The sequence below is a fragment of the Sphingomonas kyeonggiensis genome (assembly GCF_014196745.1).
GTDB classification, from domain to species: Bacteria; Pseudomonadota; Alphaproteobacteria; order Sphingomonadales; family Sphingomonadaceae; genus Sphingomonas; species Sphingomonas kyeonggiensis.
On the sequence record NZ_JACIEH010000001.1, the window covers coordinates 952,691 to 971,378 of the forward strand.

Consider the following 18,688-nt stretch of genomic DNA (forward strand, 5'->3'; position numbering starts at 1 on the left):
CCGGCGCGTGATTGCCTGCGCCGGCGCTCCGTCAGCCGATCAGTCCGGCAACGTGCAGGACGACGCCCAGGCCGGCGGTGGCCGCCAGCGTCACGATAACGCCGGAGCGGAGCAGGAAGATCGCCAGCATCGCGCCGAGCGACAAAGCGAGTGCCCAGGGATCGAGGCTGGCCGGCACCGGCGCATCGAACCCGACCGGGCCGATCGCGATCTCCGCCGTCCTGCGGAACAGCGTGTGGATCGCGAACCAGAGGGCGAGGTTGAGCACCACGCCCACCACCGCGGCGGTGATCGCCGACAGCGCGCCCGATACCGCCGCATTGCCCCGCAGCCGCTCGATGTACGGCGCGCCGAGGAATATCCACAGGAAGCAGGGCAGGAACGTCACCCAGGTGGCAAGCAGGCCGCCCAGCGTGCCGGCGAGCAGGGGCGAGAGCATGCCGGGCGCGCGGTATGCGCCGAGAAAGCCGACGAACTGCAGCACCATGATCAGCGGACCGGGCGTGGTCTCCGCCATGCCGAGCCCGTCGAGCATCTCGCCGGGGCTGAGCCAGTGATATTCATCGACCGCCTGCTGCGCGACATAGGCCAGCACCGCATAGGCACCACCAAAGGTCGCCACCGCCATCTTCGAGAAGAAGATCGCGATGCTGGTGAACACGTTGGAGGGGCCGAGCAGCAACAGCAGCGCCAGCACCGGCACGAGCCAGAGCACGAGGCAGGTCAGCACCGTGCGGAACGTCTCGCGCCACGAGGCGTGCGCATGGGCCGGCAGCTCCTCGCCCAGCAAGGTGTCCGCATCGGCGACGACTAGGCCACCCTTGGGCCCGCCATGGCTGCCCGCTTTGAACGCGGTGGAGCCGTTGCGCCCGGCCCACCAGCCAATCAGCCCCGCAGCCAGGATGATCAGCGGGAAGGGTACGCCCAGGAAGAAGATCAGTACGAAGGCAGTGGCGGCGAGCAGGCGCGAGGCGCCAGAGCGCAGCGCCCGGCCGCCGATCCGCAGTACCGCCTGCACCACCACCGCGAGCACGGCCGCCTTGAGCCCGAAGAACAGCGCCGCCACGAAGCCGAGCTTGCCATAGAGGACATAGACCCAGCTCAGCGCCATGATCGACAACATGCCCGGCAGCACGAACAGGGTGCCGGCGACGATGCCGCCCTTCGTCTTGTGCAGCAGCCAGCCGATATAGGTGGCGAGCTGCTGCGCCTCGGGCCCGGGGAGCAGCATGCAATAGTTGAGCGCATGGAGAAAACGCTGCTCGCCGATCCAGCGTTTCTCCTCGACCAGGATGCGGTGCATCACCGCAATCTGGCCGGCGGGCCCACCAAAGGAGAGTGCGGCGATCCTGAGCCAGACCCAGAAGGCCTGGCCAAGGGTGACGGGGGCGGGGCGGGGGAGTGCCGCCACCCCCGGAGCGATGGCGATCCCGGTCATGCCCGCACCTCGCGCGGCTTGTGCGAGGTCCAGTCATGCGTCTCGGAGCGCGCATCCCGGCACCAACGATAGAGCGCGTCGTAGATCGGCATGCCGGCCTCCAGCTGCTCCAGATCATCGGCATGGACGCGGGAGAGGCCGAGCGAGATCGCCAGCAGTCCCGCCGCCTCGGGCACGATATCGGGCCGGGCGGTGTCCGCGCCGCGCACGATCGTCGCGAGATGGTCGAGCGCCGGGAAGGCCGAGAGGCCGAAGACCTCGACCATCAGGTCGAAGGTGCAGCGTTCGCCGCGATGGCTCCAGAACACATCGTCATGCGCCAGGTCGAACGGCGCCGCGTCGAAGCGGCGGGCGGTCTCCAGCACATCCGCCGCGGGGACGAACAGGAAGCGCGCGCGGGGATCGACGAAGCGCCGGATTAGCCAGGGACAGGCGACGCGATCGACCTTGGGCCGGGCGCGCGTCACCCAGAGCGTCCGGCCCTGCGCGTCGCGACCGGGCAGATGGGTGGTCGAGAGCAGGGGCAGGCCGGCCTCGCGCCAGGCGGCGAAACCGCCTTCGAGCACTTCGCTGTCGATCGCCTCGCTGCGCAGCCAGGCGGCGAGGCCGGGGGCCGGGCCTGCGCCATCCTCGTCGATCACGACCACCGATCGGCCGGCGAGACCGGGCGACCAGGCCGCGACCGTGGCGGCGGGGACGGGCTGCGAGGCGGGGACCAGTTCGGTCCCGCGATCCTCGCGGATGTCGATGAGCACGGGAGCGGCGACGGTGCCGATCAACCGGGATAGCTTGTCGATGGATATGCTGTTCAGCGCGGGCATGGAGCGTCCCTCGTCATAAGGCAGGACGCGATGCTCTGGCTGGCGCCTCGTGGGGAGATCGCATTCCCCATGGCGCAAGAAAAGCCGAGCGGTCGGCGGCTGTCAAGCCGGCCGGCCGCTCGGATATGGTTCGCGTCAGCGGGGCAGCACGGCGCTTCCGGTGACTTCGAGCTCGGCCGCGACCCCCGCGACCGCCGGCAGGCCGGGGCGGGTCACCGGCTGTCCGCCGCCGATCCAGAGCTTGATGCGGCCGGGCACCAGCTTTCGCACGCCCTTGACATCGACCTGGCTCAGCGCGCGCGCGTCGAGCGAGAAGCGGACGGTGCGGGTTTCGCCCTGCTTGAGGTGGACGCGTTCGAACCGCTCAAGGGCGCGGACCGGCGCGCCGGTGGTTCCGGGGTGCGAAACATAGAGCTGGACGACTTCGTCGCCGTCGCGCGCGCCGGTGTTGCGGACATCGACCGAGACTTCGACCTTGCCGTCGGCGCCGACCTTCGCCTTGCTCAGCTTCGCCGGGGCATAGCCGAAGCGGGTGTAGCTGAGGCCGTGGCCGAACGGATAGAGCGGCTCGCCGGTGAAGTAGCGATAGGTCCGCCCGGCCATGCGATAGTCGGTGAAGGCAGGCAGCTGGTCGGCCGACTTGTAGAAGGTCACCGGCAGGCGCCCGGCCGGGCTGAAGTCGCCGGCGATCAGGCCGGCCACGGCATGGCCGCCTTCGCCGCCCGGATACCAGGCCTCGATGATCGCGGGGACATGCGCATCGGCCCAGTTCACCCCGAGCGCGCTGCCGTTCATCAGCACCAGCACCGTCGGCTTGCCGACTGCCTGGACGCGCTCGAGCAGTTGCTGCTGCGGGGCGGGCAGGTCGAGGCTGGTGCGGTCGCCGCCGGCGAAGCCCGGCGCCTTGACCTTCATCTCCTCACCCTCGATCCGGGCCGAGAGGCCGCCGACGAACAGGACGAGATCGGCCTGTTTCGCAGCGTCCACGGCATGCTCGGCATCGGCGCTGGGCGGGCTCCATACCAGCTGCTGGCTGCTGCGCTGGCCGCGCTGGAAGCCCTCGACCCGGATCGGGTAGCGCTTGCCCTTCTCGAGCGTGATGCGGCCCGAGAGGATCGACGGCGCATCGCCGACACCCCATTCGTCGACGACCAGCTTGTCGCCGACCCAGACGCGGTAACCATTCTCGCTGAGGAAGCGGAACCCATACTCGCCGCTCTCGGGCGCGACGAGCGTGCCCGTCCAGCGGGCCGAGGTCTCGCGTTCGCCGAGCCAGTCGAAACGGGCATTGGGTACGGTCGAGGTTTCGGTGACGGGCCCCTGCAGCTCGGGGCCCTTGAAGAACTCGACCTTGAGGCCCTTGGCGGCACAGCCGGCATCCACGCAGAACGCGTCGTCGGGTACCGCGATCTCCGCGGGACCGATCAGCCCGGTGCCCTGGACGAGCAGCACCTTGGCATTGGGATAGCGTGCCCGGATGCCGTCGACCACGGTCACCGGCTTGGACGGCGTGCCATAGTAATTGCCGACCAGCGCGTCGAAGCTGTCGGCATTGGGGCCGATCACCGCGATCGTCCTGGGCTCGCCCTTGATCGGCAGCAGGTCGCCCTGGTTCTTGAGCAACACCATCGATGCCTCGGCCATCTTGCGCGACACCGCGTGATGCTCGGGCGTGTCATAGTCCTTCGCGGTGATGTCGGCGAAGGGCAGCTGCGGATCGAACAGGCCGAGGCGAACGCGCGCCTCGAACAGGCGCAGCAGCGAGCGGTCGACCACCGCCTCGGGCAGCTGACCCGCCTTCACCGCCGCGACGATGTTCTCCGGATCGGTGGTCATGTGGTTGCGATAGTCGCCGCAGATCAGGTCCATGCCGGCCTTAAACCCCAGCGCGACGCCCTCGGGTGCGGTCTTGGTATAGTGGAGCGCATCCTCGCGGTAGATGTTCGCCGCCGCGCCGCAATCGGACACGACATAGCCCTTGAAGCCCCAGCTCTTGCGGAGGTGGTCCTCCATCAGGAAGCTGTTCGCGCAGCCCGGCACGCCGTCGACGGCGTTGTAGACGCACATGATCGATTCGACCTTGCCCTCGGTCACCGTCGCGCGGAACGCGGGGAGATAAGTGTCCTCGAGGTCATAGGCGCTCGGATGGACGTCCTCGCGGTGGCGGTTGCTCTCCGGGCCGCTGTGCACCGCAAAGTGTTTGGAGGTCGCGACGGTCTTCAGGAACTTGGGATCATCGCCCTGCAGCCCGGTGATGAATGCGATGCCCAGCCGGCCCGAGAGATAGGGATCCTCGCCATAGGTCTCCTGGCCGCGGCCCCAGCGCGGATCGCGGAAGATGTTGATGTTGGGCGACCAGACCGTGAGCCCGCGATAGAAGTCGCTGCCGCCATTGGGGTGGCGCCGCTCGACATATTTGGCGCGGAACTCGGTGGCGATCGTGTCGGCGACCTGGTGGAGCAGCGGCGCGTCCCAGGATGCCGCCATGCCGATCGCCTGCGGGAAGACGGTGGCGATGCCGGCACGCGCGACGCCGTGCAGGCCCTCGTTCCACCAGTTGTACTCGGGCACGCCCAGGCGCGGGATCGCCGGCGCGGTGTGGCCGAGCTGGTGCGCCTTCTCGTCCAGCGTCATCTTCGAGATCACCTCGCGGGCGCGCTCCTCGGGCGTGGCGGACGGATCGCCGAGCTTGCCGGGCGTGGTCTGCGCGTTCGCCAGCGGTGCCAGCGCGCTCGATGCGAGCAGGACGAGCGCAGTCTTCAATTTGTGATTCACCTCGGGCCTCTCCCTTTGTTTGGGTCGAGGCTAGCGCAAATATGGTAGCGCTACCAGATGCCGCGGACGTTTCTGTCGCGCATCTATTCTACGCGATAGGGGAGGGTGACCGTGAAGGAGGATCCCGGGGCGAGCTTGCCGCGTGGCTTCAGGCGGACCTTCTTGACCAGCCGCTGCGACACGACGTCGCCGGGGGTGGGGACATAGGCCCAGCCGGTGCCGTCCGAATAGAAATCGACATCGTCGCCACTGTCGCCGGCATTGGTGTAGCTGAAGGCGAGGGTGGAGCTCGGGTTCCCGTCGGTGAACACGATCGGCGCACCGCCGCTTGCCCCGTCGCCCTCCAGCGCGATCGACGTGCCCGTCTGGCTGGGGATCTCGACGCGCACCGAGTTGAGATCGGTCGCGACGATGTCCGGATTGGTGACGGTGACCGTCATCCGCTTCTTCGCGCCGATGATCGCCTTGGGGAAGGTGGTGCCGGCGATCGGATCCCAGGTGGTGACCGCGCTCATCGCCACCGTCACCGGCTTGGCGACGACGGTCATGGTGAAGCTGATGTCCGAAAAGCCGCTGCCCTGGTCGAGCGTGCCGAGCGTACAGGTGGAACCGATCCAGACGCCGGAGCAGAATTTCCATGCCCAGGTGACCCGGAACGCGCCGTTGTAGATGCCGGGGGTGAGCGCGGTGGCGCTCGACGGCTTGATGAAGAGCGGGATGTTGCTCGGGCTGCCGCCGAGCAGGCCGAGTATGTCGATCACCGCCGGATTGAGGAAATTCACCGCCACGCCCGAGGCCATGGCGCTGCTGCTCGTCGCGCTCGGGAATAGCTGGAACGCTCCGTCGGGCTGGCCCGCCGAGGTGAGCTTGAAACTGTTGGCGTTGCTGATCGTCGCGGTGAGGACGTTCCCGCCGAGCAGCGTGATGACACTGTTGGAACAGTTGATCCCGCCGAAATGGGATATCACGGGCACGGCCCCCGCCCGGATCGCGTTGGGCGAATAGCTGCCGAGGCTCGACGATGCCGGCGAAGAGACCGTGCAGGCGAGGGCAGGCGCCGACCACAGGGTCAGCACCAGCCATGCCAGGGCAAGGGTGCGGAGCGACGGGATCATCGGGGGCTCTCCGGCGCGACGCACGGCGCGGTCAGCCCAGCTTGCGTATCTGCTCCAGGCATTCGCGCATCTGCTCGGCACCGATTTCGTTGAGCGAGATGAATACCCGGCGCTGGTCGCGCGCGTCGCGCCGGCGATGGATCCAGCCGCGGTTCGAAAGCACGTCGAGCCAGCGAATGGTGGTCGCGGGCGAGGTGCTCGCGAAGCTCCCCAGATCGCCGATGGTGCGCTCCAGCCCGTCCAGATAGGCCTGATAGAGGCGGAGCAATATGTCCCAGGCCGGATCCGAGAACCAGTTCTCCGGCATGAACCTGGCGCGCGCCTCGCGGACGCGGATGATGCCTTCCACCATCGCGCGGTGATCCAGCCGTTCGCGCTGGAACATCAGTTCCTCGATGCTGTCGGGCTCGGTTGGGGGCGTTGGCCCGTTCTCCGTGCCGGATGCATCCTTCTTGTCTCCACGCATGGTTGCCCTGTTCATCCAGCCAACGATGCCACTGCGTTATTGTGCGCCCGAAGAACGCAGCAATTGCATAGTATAGGTTGGTTAAGAAGAAAAAGCATGCCGCGTCAAACGGCACAGGGTGTGCGGTGAAGTAAATCCAAAATGGATCAATTGAAGGATTCATTGCCTTCCTCCAAAAAGATCGCCCAGGTTCTTCAGTAGTGATTGGTCGAACTTCGCGCGCAAGGTGATATAGGGTCCCTGGCGCGTGTAACGGGCATCCTCGAAATCGCGATCGCGATAGCCGGTGACATTATAGCCGGCGCTGAACCACATGCCCTTGCCGGGCGAGACGCCCAGGGTGGGGCCGGCCGAGAAGGACGCAGTGCCATCGCTCCAGCTGTGCTGGACGCTGCCCTGCACGCCGATGTCGAGGTTGCGGCGGATATCCTTGCGAATCTCCACGCCGACCACGTCGATAAAGCCGTCCAGCTTCTCGTCGGCATAGCGGCCGCGGACGAATTTCGCGCCATAATAGAGGCTTGCCTCGAACCCATGAGATCCGCCCTCATCTCCCGAGCGATAGCCGATCGCGACATTGTTGATCGCCCGGAGCGTCGCCAGCGTGCCTTGGGCGAAGGTGGGGACGTTGAGCACATTGTTCCCGGTCACGCCCTGATCGGCATTCTCGTGGCGCAGGGTGAAGCGCTCGAGCAGCGACCAGCGGCTGTCCGCAGGGCGAAGCGCCAGCGCGAGATCGCCGGTGACCGAGGTGACCGAGCGGCCCCGGTCGTCGGTGGTGCGATAGGCGCGGAGGGAGGAGGCGAGCGTCTTGCCTTCGCCCAGGCTGCGCAGCAGGTTGCTGGTGAAGCCGAGCCGGCGCGATTCCTCCGAGTTGCGATATTCGGCGCGGCCGTTCCACGACCAGCGCTCGCTGCGATAGCCGGCCCCCAGCGTGACTGCGACGAAATCGCCTTCGCGGACATTCTGGCCGAGGATCGAGCTGCCGATCACCGGACGCGACAGGCTGGTCTCGGGCAGCTTGCCCGAAAGGGTCTTGCTCGAATCGAGCGTTGCGTCGATCGTCCAGTGCTTGCCGAGCGGCAGTGATTGGCTGAGGCCATATTGGGCGAAGGTGCGGCGGCCATTCTCGCCACCTGCCTCACCGAGCGCCTGGCGGTTGATCGTCGACATCAGCCGCGCGCCCGACCAGGGCGATACTTCAAAGCCGATGCGCGCATTGTGCGATAAGTAGCTGTCACCCTTGGCAATTTCATAGCCGCCGATCAGCCGGATGCCGTCGCGCACCTTCCAGCTCGCGCTGATCTGCTGGCGGGCGGGGAAATCGGCACTGTCATCGGCGCCGCCGATCGCCAGCTGGGCCTGGGCGGTGATCTCGAGCTTGTTGTCGAACAGCGACTGGGTGCCGCCCAGGGTGAGCAGGGTCGAGTTGCTCCTGCGGCCCAGGGCATCGCGATCGGCAGCGAGCTGCGCGCCGAGGAAGACCAGGCTGGAGCCCCGGCGATATTCGACGCGCGCGTCGCCCGCGGTGCGGCTGGCGTCGCTGGTCAGGTCTTCCTGGTGCCAGGCGGTGAGCACCGCCGACAGGCCGGTGGCGAGCTGCAGGCGCGCATCGACGCCGACCTTGCTGGTGCCCGCCTCGCCGCCATTCTGCTGGCCCACGCCGAAGCCGCTGTCCTGGCGGCGCATATAGACGAGAGCGTCGATGCCGCCGCCATGATGCTCGACCTCGGCGATGAAAGCCTGGGCGGAACGAAGGCCGTCGCGGCCGCCGGTGGCAGCCTCGGCGCGGACCTCGACGCCGGCGAATGGCCTGGCGCGCAGGTCGAGGCCGATGACCGTGGCGTCGGACTGGGCCTGGTCGTGCAGCACCGCGGCGCCGATCTCGACCTTGCCCTGTGCGAGCTTGAGCGCGCCCCGCGCACCGGCGGCCAGTTTCCGGCCGCGGCCATAGGTCTCGTAATCGGCGACGATGAAGATCGGGTTGGAGGCGGGATCGCGGCTGAGGATCGGCTCGCGGAAACGGAGCGTGCCGGCGATCGCATCGATGTCATAGTCGATGTGGCGGGTGAGCAGCTTGCTGTCGAGAATCCGCTCGGGACGCAGCCGGTCGCGGGTCTCCAGCGTGATCTTGTCGCTGTTGGGCACGATGTCGCGGCCCGAGAGGCGATAGGGGCCGGACAGGCCGTTGCCCTGGATCTCGTCGCGCCCGTAGCGATCCTCGTCCCGCGCGGCGAAGGCGCTGAACAGGACATGATCGCCCGAAGTCTCGGCCTTCACACCGTTCAGCGTGCGGCTGTAGCGGGTCAGCCGCGTATCGACGAAGCCGGTCTCGAAATCGCCGAACAGCGCGTAGAAGGTCTTGCGCTCGAGACGCAGGTAGAGCCGGCCGCGGGTCGGTGCGTCATAGGCCTGCTGGCTGGCATCGCCATAGACGGTGTAATAGCGGTTGGGATCGATCGTACCGAGCAGGCCGCGGTCGCGATCCTCCACCCGGTCGCTGTCATAGGCGAGGGTGAGCAGCCACGAACCCTTGATCCTGCCCTTGGCATAGAGCGCGATCTGGCCGTCAGTGGTGACGTTGTTGCGCTGCCCACGCGGCAGGTTCCTGCTTTTCGAGCGCAGCATGTCGAAGCCGGCGGTGCCGCGGGCAAAGCCGACGATCATCCAATCGCGCGCAGGAGCGGCGAGGAAGGCCTTGATTTCGCTGGTCTGTGTGAGGCCCTGGTCGGCGAGCTTGATCGTGATGTGGGCGCTGCCGGCCTGGGTGGTGGGCTGGAGCGCGACGAAGGCGAGGCCCTCGTCGCCGATCACGCGCGCGGTGGCCTCGGTCCGGTCGAGGCCGGCGAGCTGGCGGCCCTGCTGCGCCTGGATCTCCTGCGCGGCGGCATAGGGCTGGTCGACGCGGAAGGGCACCACGGTGCCGGCACGGACCGGTCGGCCGTCGCGATCGGTGACGCGGATCGCGACCAGCGGCCTGGTCAGGCCGTCGGCGACGAGGCGTGACTTGCCGGCCACCAGTTCCGCACGCAGCGGCACATTGGCGTAATGGACGGTGCGGCGCAGCGTCGCGACGGTCTTGCCGCCGGCATCCAGCACGCGCGCCTCGAGCAGATTGTCGCGTTCGGCCAGCGGCAGGCCGGTCCAGCGCGAGATGGCGACGCCGCGCTGGGCGTCGATGTCGGTGCCGTCGAAGCTCAGCGCATCGACCGCGCGGCCGTTGACGCTGAGCGCGACGCGCTGGCCCGGGGCATGGCGGATGACGATGCGCAGCGCGGGCGAGCGCGGGTTGTGGTCGACCTCGGGGAACAACCAGTCGATCCCCGGCTCGGCGCGCTCCAGCCAGTCGGCCCGGTTGCCCGCGGCGAGGGCGTCGTCGCTCTGCACTACCGGTAGCGCAGCATCGGCGGCGGCCTGCTTGCCGGTCAGCACCAGCTGGAAGTCGGCGCGCTGGAGGCTGCCACCCTGGCCCTCGACGAAGCGCGAGATATCGCTGCCGGCGCTGCGGGTGTCGCGGTCGCAACTGGCCGGGGCATGGGTGGCCGGGATGCTCGCCGTGTCGAGCTGGACGACATGGGTGCCCGGGGGCACGCCCTCGAAATGATAATAGCCGTTCGCGTCCGAAACGGTGAAGCTGCCGTCCTCGAGCACGATGCGGATGCCGGGCACGCCCTTGCGGCGGCGCATCGGATCGCCGCAGCCGCCTTCGGTCACCCGGCCGAGCAGCGTCATGGCGTCAGTCATCAGCAGCTTGCGGATGCGCACCGACGCGCTCGCCTCGTTGCTGGATCCGCTGACGGTGGAGGCCGTCGCGCGGTTGAGGGCCTCGCCCTGCGGCGCACCGGGAGAGACCGACAGGACATAGCTGATCGGCGCGCTGGCCTGGGCGCCCATGCGGGGCAGGGTGAAGGTGAGCGAACGGCCGTCGCGGGAGATTTCGGGCTCGGGCGCTCCACGCGTGGTGCCGGTCTTGTAGCGCAGGCCCGTCGGCAGCCGGTCCTCGATGCGGACCTGGCCCGGCGTCGCGCTGCGGGAAGTGTTGCGCACCTCGAGCCGGTACTGGACGAACTCGCCGGGCGAGGCGTCGCGTATCGAAGCGGTCTTCTCCAGAACCAGCGTCTCGATCCGCTTGGCGCGTGCGGCCGTGGAATCGACGGGAACGTCGATATGGACCGGCTCGGGGTCGGAGAGCTCGAACGGCGCACCATAGGAGGAATCGGTGATGCGGAAGGCGCCGGGAGGGCCGGTCAGATGGGTCAGCGCGGCGGGCTCGACCCGCGACGGGGCCGCATAGCCCCGGGGCGGTGTGACCTTCAGCCGATAGAAGCCGCGCGGGGCCAGAGGGAAGCGGAAATTGCCCGGCGTGAAGCTGTAGACCTGGCCGCTGGCATCGGTCGCGCTGGTGCCGGTGACCACGGTGTTGGGATAGGCGCTGGTGCCGTCGTCCCCGAACACCGCGGCGGCGGGCAGCCCGGTGGCATTGTCGATCAGCGTCACGGTGACGCCGTCGACGAGCTCGCCGGTGAGTGAATCGAACACATAGCCTTCGGGATCGACCAGCACCTCGGCATCGGACGAGAAGCTCTCGTCGCTGCCGTCGAACTGGGCGCGGATCCGGGAGCCGGAGACGCGCTTGGCGATGTCGCAAGCCGCGAACTCGGGGTGGGTGCCCGAGGCCGAGATGCCGCCGGCGAACACCCCGGTATTCTCGGCCGTTTCGGTGAGGGGCAGCCTGACCGACAGATCACCCGCCGAGACGGTGACCCATGCGGTTTCGCGCCTGGTGGCGTCGCGGTTCTCCGCCTCGGCGTCGAGTTCCATGATCAGCGCCTGGCCGCGCTGGATCGTCGCGAGCAGCGGCGCGGCGGCGAGTTCGGTGGGTGAGACCCGACTGGGGGTGAACTGCAGGACCGGATTGGTATCGCAGGCGAGGCCGGCATATTGATAGCCGGCGGGAATCTCGTGGAAGCGCATCGTGGTCGGGCGCTTGGCGAGATCGAGCGTCACGGTGTTGGAGGCGATCGTTTGCGACCCCGCGCTCGTCTCGAAACGCATCGACGCGGTGTTGCGAATCACCTGTGCCCCCGCCGTCGGGATCGACAGCGTGGCGATGGTGATCGCCAGGACGCTCCAGAAGGCGCGCAGGAGGGAGAGGAAGCTTCGCATGGAGCGTACCAGCCGGCGGGAGGGCGATGCCCGCCCGCCGCTGGTTCCTGCCCGGCTGGCGTCAGTTGATCGTCACGCGGAACGCGACGGACATCGAGGCCAGCGGCGCGACCGTAGGCAGCGTCGCGCGCACCGTGGTGCCGTCGAACGAGCCGCCATAGAGGTCGGTCTCGTCGGCGCCGGTGGCGTTGTCGTCCTCGGAGGTGCCGAGCAGGATGCAGGCGCCCAGCGTCCCCGAGGTGCCGACCGCGATCGAGCCGGGCACGAAGGTGCTGTTCGCCGGCACGGCGTCGGTCAGGACGATGTTGCTGGCGGTGCCGGGGCCGGCGTTGCTCACCTTCATGCAATATTCCACGACCGCGCCGGGGATCGCATGCGGGTTGACCAGGAAGTTCACGGGATCGCTGATCACCGTCGCGCTCTTCACCATCGTCACGACTGCGGTGGAGATGTGATAGGCGTCGAACGCGCGCTGCTGGCCGTTGCGCGGCTGATCGAGCAGGCCGGTGTCGTCGGCGAACACGATTTCCACCGTGCTCGGCGAATCCGCCACCAGCGTCGAACTGGCGACCAGATCGGCGCCCAGTGCGCCGCTGGAGCCGCCGGTCGCGACGATGGCGTTGAGGGAGACGATGGCGGTCTCGATGCCCGGCGTGTTGGGCACGTTGCCGACCAGGAAGACGGTGACGGTAGCGTCGGGCGCCAGCTCGTCGATATAGGTCTGGGTGTCGACGCCCGCGTCATAGGTGCCGTTGCCGTTACTGTCGACGAAGGCGCGCAGGTTGTTCATGTTGAAATTGTCGGTGCCCAGCAGCGGGATCGATACGGACTGCTGGTCGGCTTCCAGGCGGAAATCCTGCACCGCGTTGGTGAGGTTGGTGACTGTGAAGGTGGTCACCTGGTCGGTGGCGTTGAGCGCGGTCTGGGTCGGCGCGCCGCCCACTTCGGCGACGGCCAGGTTGACCTTCTTGTCGACCACGAAGGTGGCGACGTTCGACGAGACCGACTGCGTCGTGCCGCCGACCTCGTAGCTGACGGTCGCCTGGTTGTTGACGCTGGTGCCGGCAGGGGTCTGCTGGGCCTGGGCTACACCGGAGATGCTCATCGCCACGCTCAGGGCAGCGCCGCCGAGCAATGCGTTGTTGAACTTAATCCTGTACATGATGAACTACCCTTTTCTATTTGAAGTTACTTGAGAATTGCACGAAATGAGACCTGGCCCCGGGCGCCGGCGGCGACGGGCTGGGCAAGGCGCCAGCGAACGACGCGGATATCGGCGGCGGTGGCGGGGCGAAGCGTGGTGCCGCTGCGGATCTTGAGCGCGGAGAGCGGCCCGAAAGTCTGGCCGTCGACCGAGAGCTCGGGTGCCGGCGCGCCATCGGCGGGGCCGGCATATTGCAGGGCGGCGGGAACCGGATTGGCGATCACCAGTCCGGTCGCGGCCTGCTTGCCGTTGTTGCGATATTCGATGCGGTAGACGAGGCGGTCACCCGGCGTGATCCGGGCGGCTGGCACCAGCGTGACCCGGGTGGTGCCGTCGGTAGCCGGCGCGCGGGCCTCGGCGAGAACGCTGGCGTGGATCTCGACCTGGCCGGGTGCGGGCGCGGCATTGGCAAGCGCGGCAATAAACAGAAGATACGACATCGACATTCTCCTCAGAGGATCTTCACTTTGAAGCGGATGGTGTGGGTGGCGGCGCCGGTCAGGTCGCCGAGCGCGACGACGATCTGGCCATCGGCAAAGGTTCCGGGATCGCCATCCCCGGCGTCGGTGAGCGCGATGTCGTCGAGCGACAGGCTGCCCGCGACATAGCTGGTGCCGGGCGGGATCGGATCGGCGACGGTGATGGCGCGGGCAGTGCCGTCGCCTTCGAAGCGCGCGACGATGGCGTAGGTGATCACCGCGCCGCGCACGACCATGTCGCTGCCATTGGGGGCGACGACCGTCTGGCTCTTCTCCAGGCTGGCGCTGGGCACCGCACCGGCAGTGAGGGCGAAGCGCAGCGTGCTCTCTGCCCCGCTCGCGCCGACAATGGCATCGGTGCCCTGGTCGCCGCGGCCTGGATAGCGTGTCCCCGGCGCGCCCGAGCCGGTGGCGGCCCGGGCGAACAGTGCCAGCGTCGCGCCGGCCTCGACCGGGCCGGGATCGAGGATCGCCAGCAGGGTCAGGCTCTGCTGGGGGGCGAGCAGGGGCGTGAGGCCGGCGATCGGAGTGTCGGCCGGGTCGAGGACGCCATTGGCGTTCGTATCGATCGCGAACCCGCGCACCTGGCCGGAAATGCCGTCGAGCGTCGCCGCCAGGACGAAGCGCTCGTCGCCATTGCCGCTGTTGGTCAGGAGGAACGGAATGGCGCTGCCGGGGCCATCCACCGCAAAACTGCCGGTGGCGGCGAGGCGGAGGTCGAGCCGCTCGGCGATCCGCAGGGTCGCTGGGTTCGAGGCGATGCGCTCCGGTGCTCCATCGACCATCAGGTCGGCATTCGCGACGTTGCGCACCTCGCTGCCCGCGCGCTGGGCCATTGCCGTGCCGGCGATGGCCAGCGACGCGCAGGCGAGCGCCAGGCGCACGGCGTGACGACACCAGCGTGCGAGGGTGGCGTACGGCGGAAAGGCCAGGCGGGAAGTCATGCGCCGCGTCGCGCACTCGCGCGGCGCCGTGCCGAACAAATAAGGAAGTTCGCGCTGCACCGCGTCAGTGCAGTTGCAGTAAACCGACGCAATACATGTCCCCCATGTAAATACCATCGAAACTCAACTCGTCGGACTAGTTCCCGAGCGGCCAAGTCGTTCAAAATATTTATAGAAGGTCGTTCAGGAGCGTATTTGCGTATCTATCTCTAAACAATGTCCGTTTTGACTATGGTCATGATTTTGATTTTACGATATTTACGGATTTTCTAGGTGGAATTACAGTGGAGTCCGTGGAAGCCTGCCTCCGGCAAGTCTTCACAGGAAATCTCAGGAATTCTGCCCGCGTCCTCATGGCGCATGCCAAAATTTGCGATGTGCTATTTCGGGGTGCTCGGAGCGCCGGGGACATATCGCTGCCCGACCATTTCCCATTTTTCCGCAGCCGGGCGCGCCGCATTGATCACAAGAGAATGACGGACGCACAGGGGCAAACCTATCATTCTCTGACAGGTTATTTCTGTATCATATTAATTAACAACGATAATATATAATAGAATCGCGGGCTACCGAGCTCGCGGCCAGCCGGCGATCACGGCGGGTTCATGGTAAATCCGGAAAGTCCGAGGCGTGCGCTTCGCGAAACGGCCTTGGTGGATCCCTGTCCAATCACTCCAGGCCGATATCGCGCTTGATGGATATCGGCTCGTCTCGGGCTGGTGCCTGAATCGGCCCGGCTCAGACCAGGCTATGCACCGGGGGCTGGTAACTGCCATCGATGCAGAGCCACTGGCCCGTGGTCGGTCCCGCGCGTTCGGAGAGCAGGAATGCAGTGACGCTGGCGACTTCACCGGCGTCGGTCTGTGGTGGCTGCGTTGGCGCGGTGCGTCGGGTGCCCGGATCGGTGCGGGGGAAGGGGGCGGCTGGCGCTCCCGCCGGGATCACCGCATTGACGCGGATTCCGTCCCTTGCGAGCAGGGTGGCCCATTCCCGCGTAAGCCCGACAATGCCTGCCTTGGCCGCGACATAGCTGGCTGACTCGTCGAACTCGAGGCTGGCCTGGCTCGCGATGCTCACGATGGCGCCGCGCGTGCGGCGCAGATGGGGCAGGCAGTGCTGGGTCATCAGGTGGTAGTAGGCAAGGTTGCGGGTGACCGAGGCGAAGGCCGGTTCGACCTCCTCCGCTTCCGTCTCACGGCGAGCGCCATTGACCAGCGCGTCGATGCGGCCGAACCGGCTTGCGACCCGCTGGACCGCCGCGGCACAGGCCGCCGAATCCGCAAAGTCGACGATCTGCGCCGGGGCACCGGTGCGCGCGAGCAATTCGGCGGGAGGAAGAATGCTGTCCAGAATGAACGGGATCGCCCCTTCGCTGGCGAGGACGCTCACCACTGCCGCGCCGATCCCGCTGGCGCCGCCTGAGACGATCACCACCTTGTTGTCGAGGTCGAGGTTCATTGGGGGCGGATCTGCGCCACGGGCACCGCCGCCGTCCCGGCCATTCGGTTCAAAGCGCGATTCCTCGGTGAAAGCTGGAGCACATACGCATCGGTGCGGATATTGTAGGACTATTAATATTAGTTTCAAGTGCGACCTTCGTCGATATTATCCTCCTGCGGACTTAATGGTGCTTCCTGTGGCGACTCTCGCTTGACCGGTAATTTTGTCAGACTAGAATTTTGAACGAGACCGAGCGCTCGATACCGTTGTTCAGCGCCCGGCCATCGCCTGAAAACAGATCAGAACAGGGAGGATTAATGATCGACCTCGTCCGTCCGGGCGCAGCCTTTGCGCTCTTGCTGGCTTCCGCATCGCCGGCGCTTGCCCAGAACGACGCTTCCGCGCCCGTGGAAGTGGTGGTGGATACCGCCAAGCCCGGCAGCAAGATCGACCGCAACATCTTCGGCCAGTTCGCCGAGCATCTCGGCACCGGCATCTATGGCGGCGTCTGGGTCGGCAAGGACTCGTCGATCCCGAACGTGCGCGGCATCCGCAAGGACGTGGTCGCGGCGCTCCGGGCGATCCGCGTGCCGAATGTGCGCTGGCCGGGCGGCTGCTTCGCCGACGAATATCATTGGCGGCACGGCATCGGCGCTGCGAAGGATCGGCGGATTTCGATCAATTCGAACTGGGGAGGGGCGACGGAGCCGAACACGTTCGGAACCGACGAATTCATGGACTTTGTCGACCAGGTCGGCAGCGAGGCCTATATCTCGGTCAATATCGGCTCGGGCACGGTGGCCGAGGCTGCCGAGTGGCTCGAATACATGACCGCCGACCCCGCGACGACGGCGGGCAAGGAGCGCGCGGCGAACGGACACGCCGCGCCGTACAAGGTGAAGTATCTCGGCATCGGCAACGAGAGCTGGTCGTGCGGCGGCGCGATGACTGCCGATCACTATGCCGATGTGATGAAGCCCTTCGCCCGCTTCGTGCGCAACTACAACCCGGCCCAGGCCGCGGACAGCCCCGGCGCGATGCAGCGCATCGCCGTCGGCCCGGGCGACGACAACCTGTCCTACACCGAAAGCGTGATGAAGGCGTGGAAGGCGCATGACTGGGCGTGGAGCATCGAGGGGCTTTCGCTGCATCGCTACACCACCGGCGGCGGCTGGCCGGTGACCCAGCCGAGCACCGGCTTCGACGAGGGGCGCTACGCGCTCATGCTCAAGGAAACCCTGGGCATGGACGAGACCATCGCGAAGAACGCCGCGATCATGGACAAGTACGATCCCGAGAAGAAGGTCGGGATCGCGGTCGACGAATGGGGCGCCTGGCTCGCGCCCAATCCGGGCAGCAACCCGGGCTTCCTGCAGCAGCAGAACTCGATGCGCGATGCGATCCTGGCGGCGCTCAACCTCAACATCTTCGCGCGCCACGCGGATCGTGTCCGCCTGACCAACATCGCCCAGATGATCAACGTACTCCAGGCGATGATCCTCACCGACAAGGAAAAGATGGTCCTCACGCCGACCTATCACATCTACAAGATGTACCTGCCGTTCCAGGATGCGACCTATGTGCCGGTACGCTTCGATGCCGGCGCCTACACCCAGGGCGACATCAAGCTGCCTCGGGTCGATGCGGTGGCGGTGCGTGATACGGCGGGCAAGCTCTGGCTGGCCGTGACCAATCTCGATCCGAACCGGCCCGCGAAGATCGTGGCCCGCTTCCCTGGCGTGCAGGCGCGTGCCGCACGCGGCGAGGTGCTGACCGCACCGCGCGTCGACTCGGTGAACAGCTTCGAGGCGCCCAATGCCGTGGTGCCCAGGCCCTTCACGGGCAAGGCCGGCAAGGACGGGGTGACGCTCGAGCTGCCGGGCAAGTCCGTGGCGGTGGTGCAGATCGATCTCTGAACCGGCTGCCGGGCGGGGACAGCGTCCTCGCCCGGCACACTTGCCACAAGGCGCTAGCGGACCGCTGGACGCTGGCTCGCTCCAAACGCAACTTGCAAGCGCGGTCCCGTGCGCTGATAAGGCCGTTAACTCAGACAGGGACGGTTATTGGATGGGATCACGGGAAGAGAAGGCTTCAACGGACGCGGGAGTCCCTGCAGAACGATTGACCTCCTCTTCCAGGGGCACCGGCCGCCGCCTGCGCGGTGCGGTCGCCCATTATCTCGGTACCGCGATCGTCTCGGGTGAAATCGCCCCCGGCGAACGACTGACCGGTGAAGTGGCCAGCTCGGAAGCGCTCGACGTCTCGCGCAGCGCCTATCGCGAAGCGGTGCAGGTGCTGACGGCCAAGGGGCTGGTCGAGAGTCGGCCCAAGGCAGGCACGCGCGTATTGCCGCGCAGCCGCTGGAACATGCTCGATCCCGCGGTCCTGGCATGGGCATTCTCGGGGGAGCCGGACCCCGATTTCGTCCGCGACCTGTTCGAGCTGCGCGCCATCGTCGAGCCCAATGCGGCGCGCCTGGCCGCCGAACGCCGGGACAAGACCGACATCAAGACGATGAAGGACGCGCTGGCGGCGATGCGGCGTCATACGCTCGCCACCGAGGCCGGGCGCGCCGCCGACCGCGATTTCCACGATGCGCTGTTGCGGGCATCGCACAACAACGCGGTCATCGCACTGAGTGCCAGCATCGTCGCCGCGGTGACCTGGACGACGCAATTCAAGCAGCGGATCCGCGCCTTGCCGCGCGATCCGATGCCGGACCATGTCCGCGTGTTCGACGCGATCGTCGCGGGTGACGCCGACGCCGCGAGCGATGCGATGCGTGTTCTTGTCGACCTGGCGCTCGAGGACACGCGCTCGTCCATGTGACCCATGGGAGG

At 67.2% G+C, this 18,688-nt stretch carries 12 protein-coding genes; 2 read left to right on the forward strand and 10 right to left on the reverse strand.

What is annotated here, in order from left to right; genetic code table 11:
* Positions 1–31: 31 nt before the first annotated feature.
* From chrA to GGR46_RS04765, 10 genes are all read right to left on the reverse strand, one after another.
* On the reverse strand, positions 32–1,438 hold the full coding sequence (gene chrA, locus GGR46_RS04720) for a chromate efflux transporter (protein WP_183995016.1): 1,407 nt from the start codon (positions 1,436–1,438) through the stop codon (positions 32–34).
* Positions 1,435–2,259 (reverse strand): chromate resistance protein ChrB domain-containing protein, encoded by an 825-nt coding sequence (locus GGR46_RS04725; protein WP_183995018.1) that lies wholly within the window; start codon positions 2,257–2,259, stop codon positions 1,435–1,437. The genes chrA and GGR46_RS04725 overlap by 4 nt, the downstream gene beginning before the upstream one ends.
* A gap of 135 nt (positions 2,260–2,394) precedes the next feature.
* Positions 2,395–5,034, reverse strand: coding sequence for a glycoside hydrolase family 3 protein (locus tag GGR46_RS04730; RefSeq protein ID WP_221262552.1), 2,640 nt, complete (start codon positions 5,032–5,034; stop codon positions 2,395–2,397).
* Between the two features lie 83 nt (positions 5,035–5,117).
* Positions 5,118–6,149, reverse strand: a complete 1,032-nt coding sequence (locus GGR46_RS04735; RefSeq protein ID WP_183995020.1) for a hypothetical protein — start codon at positions 6,147–6,149, stop codon at positions 5,118–5,120.
* A gap of 31 nt (positions 6,150–6,180) precedes the next feature.
* On the reverse strand, positions 6,181–6,615 hold the full coding sequence (locus GGR46_RS04740; protein ID WP_183995022.1) for a MarR family transcriptional regulator: 435 nt from the start codon (positions 6,613–6,615) through the stop codon (positions 6,181–6,183).
* A 159-nt stretch (positions 6,616–6,774) separates the two neighbouring features.
* Entirely contained in the window at positions 6,775–11,781 is a 5,007-nt protein-coding gene (locus GGR46_RS04745; protein ID WP_183995024.1) for a DUF11 domain-containing protein, read from the reverse strand.
* A 61-nt stretch (positions 11,782–11,842) separates the two neighbouring features.
* Positions 11,843–12,943, reverse strand: coding sequence for a DUF11 domain-containing protein (locus GGR46_RS04750; RefSeq protein WP_183995026.1), 1,101 nt, complete (start codon positions 12,941–12,943; stop codon positions 11,843–11,845).
* A 26-nt stretch (positions 12,944–12,969) separates the two neighbouring features.
* Positions 12,970–13,425, reverse strand: coding sequence for a DUF11 domain-containing protein (locus tag GGR46_RS04755; RefSeq protein WP_183995028.1), 456 nt, complete (start codon positions 13,423–13,425; stop codon positions 12,970–12,972).
* 11 nt (positions 13,426–13,436) lie between these two features.
* A complete protein-coding gene (locus tag GGR46_RS04760; RefSeq protein WP_183995030.1) occupies positions 13,437–14,408 on the reverse strand; it encodes a hypothetical protein in 972 nt (323 codons plus the stop codon).
* Between the two features lie 738 nt (positions 14,409–15,146).
* A complete protein-coding gene (locus GGR46_RS04765) occupies positions 15,147–15,866 on the reverse strand; it encodes an SDR family NAD(P)-dependent oxidoreductase (RefSeq protein ID WP_183995032.1) in 720 nt (239 codons plus the stop codon).
* A gap of 299 nt (positions 15,867–16,165) precedes the next feature.
* Between GGR46_RS04765 and GGR46_RS04770 the strand changes: the two genes are divergently transcribed.
* Both GGR46_RS04770 and GGR46_RS04775 read left to right on the forward strand, forming a co-directional pair.
* Positions 16,166–17,764 (forward strand): alpha-N-arabinofuranosidase, encoded by a 1,599-nt coding sequence (locus GGR46_RS04770; RefSeq protein WP_183995035.1) that lies wholly within the window; start codon positions 16,166–16,168, stop codon positions 17,762–17,764.
* A gap of 151 nt (positions 17,765–17,915) precedes the next feature.
* A complete protein-coding gene (locus tag GGR46_RS04775) occupies positions 17,916–18,677 on the forward strand; it encodes a FadR/GntR family transcriptional regulator (protein WP_183995037.1) in 762 nt (253 codons plus the stop codon).
* Positions 18,678–18,688: the final 11 nt, after the last annotated feature.

Excerpts from the sequence above, each read along its gene's own strand:
- chrA (WP_183995016.1), bottom strand. The coding sequence starts at position 1,438 with ATGACCGGGATCGCCATCGCTCCGGGGGTGGCGGCACTCCCCCGCCCC.
- GGR46_RS04725 (WP_183995018.1), bottom strand. The coding sequence starts at position 2,259 with ATGCCCGCGCTGAACAGCATATCCATCGACAAGCTATCCCGGTTGATC.
- GGR46_RS04735 (WP_183995020.1), bottom strand. The coding sequence starts at position 6,149 with ATGATCCCGTCGCTCCGCACCCTTGCCCTGGCATGGCTGGTGCTGACC.
- GGR46_RS04740 (WP_183995022.1), bottom strand. The coding sequence starts at position 6,615 with ATGCGTGGAGACAAGAAGGATGCATCCGGCACGGAGAACGGGCCAACG.
- GGR46_RS04745 (WP_183995024.1), bottom strand. The coding sequence starts at position 11,781 with ATGCGAAGCTTCCTCTCCCTCCTGCGCGCCTTCTGGAGCGTCCTGGCG.
- GGR46_RS04750 (WP_183995026.1), bottom strand. The coding sequence starts at position 12,943 with ATGTACAGGATTAAGTTCAACAACGCATTGCTCGGCGGCGCTGCCCTG.
- GGR46_RS04755 (WP_183995028.1), bottom strand. The coding sequence starts at position 13,425 with ATGTCGTATCTTCTGTTTATTGCCGCGCTTGCCAATGCCGCGCCCGCA.
- GGR46_RS04760 (WP_183995030.1), bottom strand. The coding sequence starts at position 14,408 with ATGACTTCCCGCCTGGCCTTTCCGCCGTACGCCACCCTCGCACGCTGG.
- GGR46_RS04765 (WP_183995032.1), bottom strand. The coding sequence starts at position 15,866 with ATGAACCTCGACCTCGACAACAAGGTGGTGATCGTCTCAGGCGGCGCC.
- GGR46_RS04770 (WP_183995035.1), top strand. The coding sequence starts at position 16,166 with ATGATCGACCTCGTCCGTCCGGGCGCAGCCTTTGCGCTCTTGCTGGCT.
- GGR46_RS04775 (WP_183995037.1), top strand. The coding sequence starts at position 17,916 with ATGGGATCACGGGAAGAGAAGGCTTCAACGGACGCGGGAGTCCCTGCA.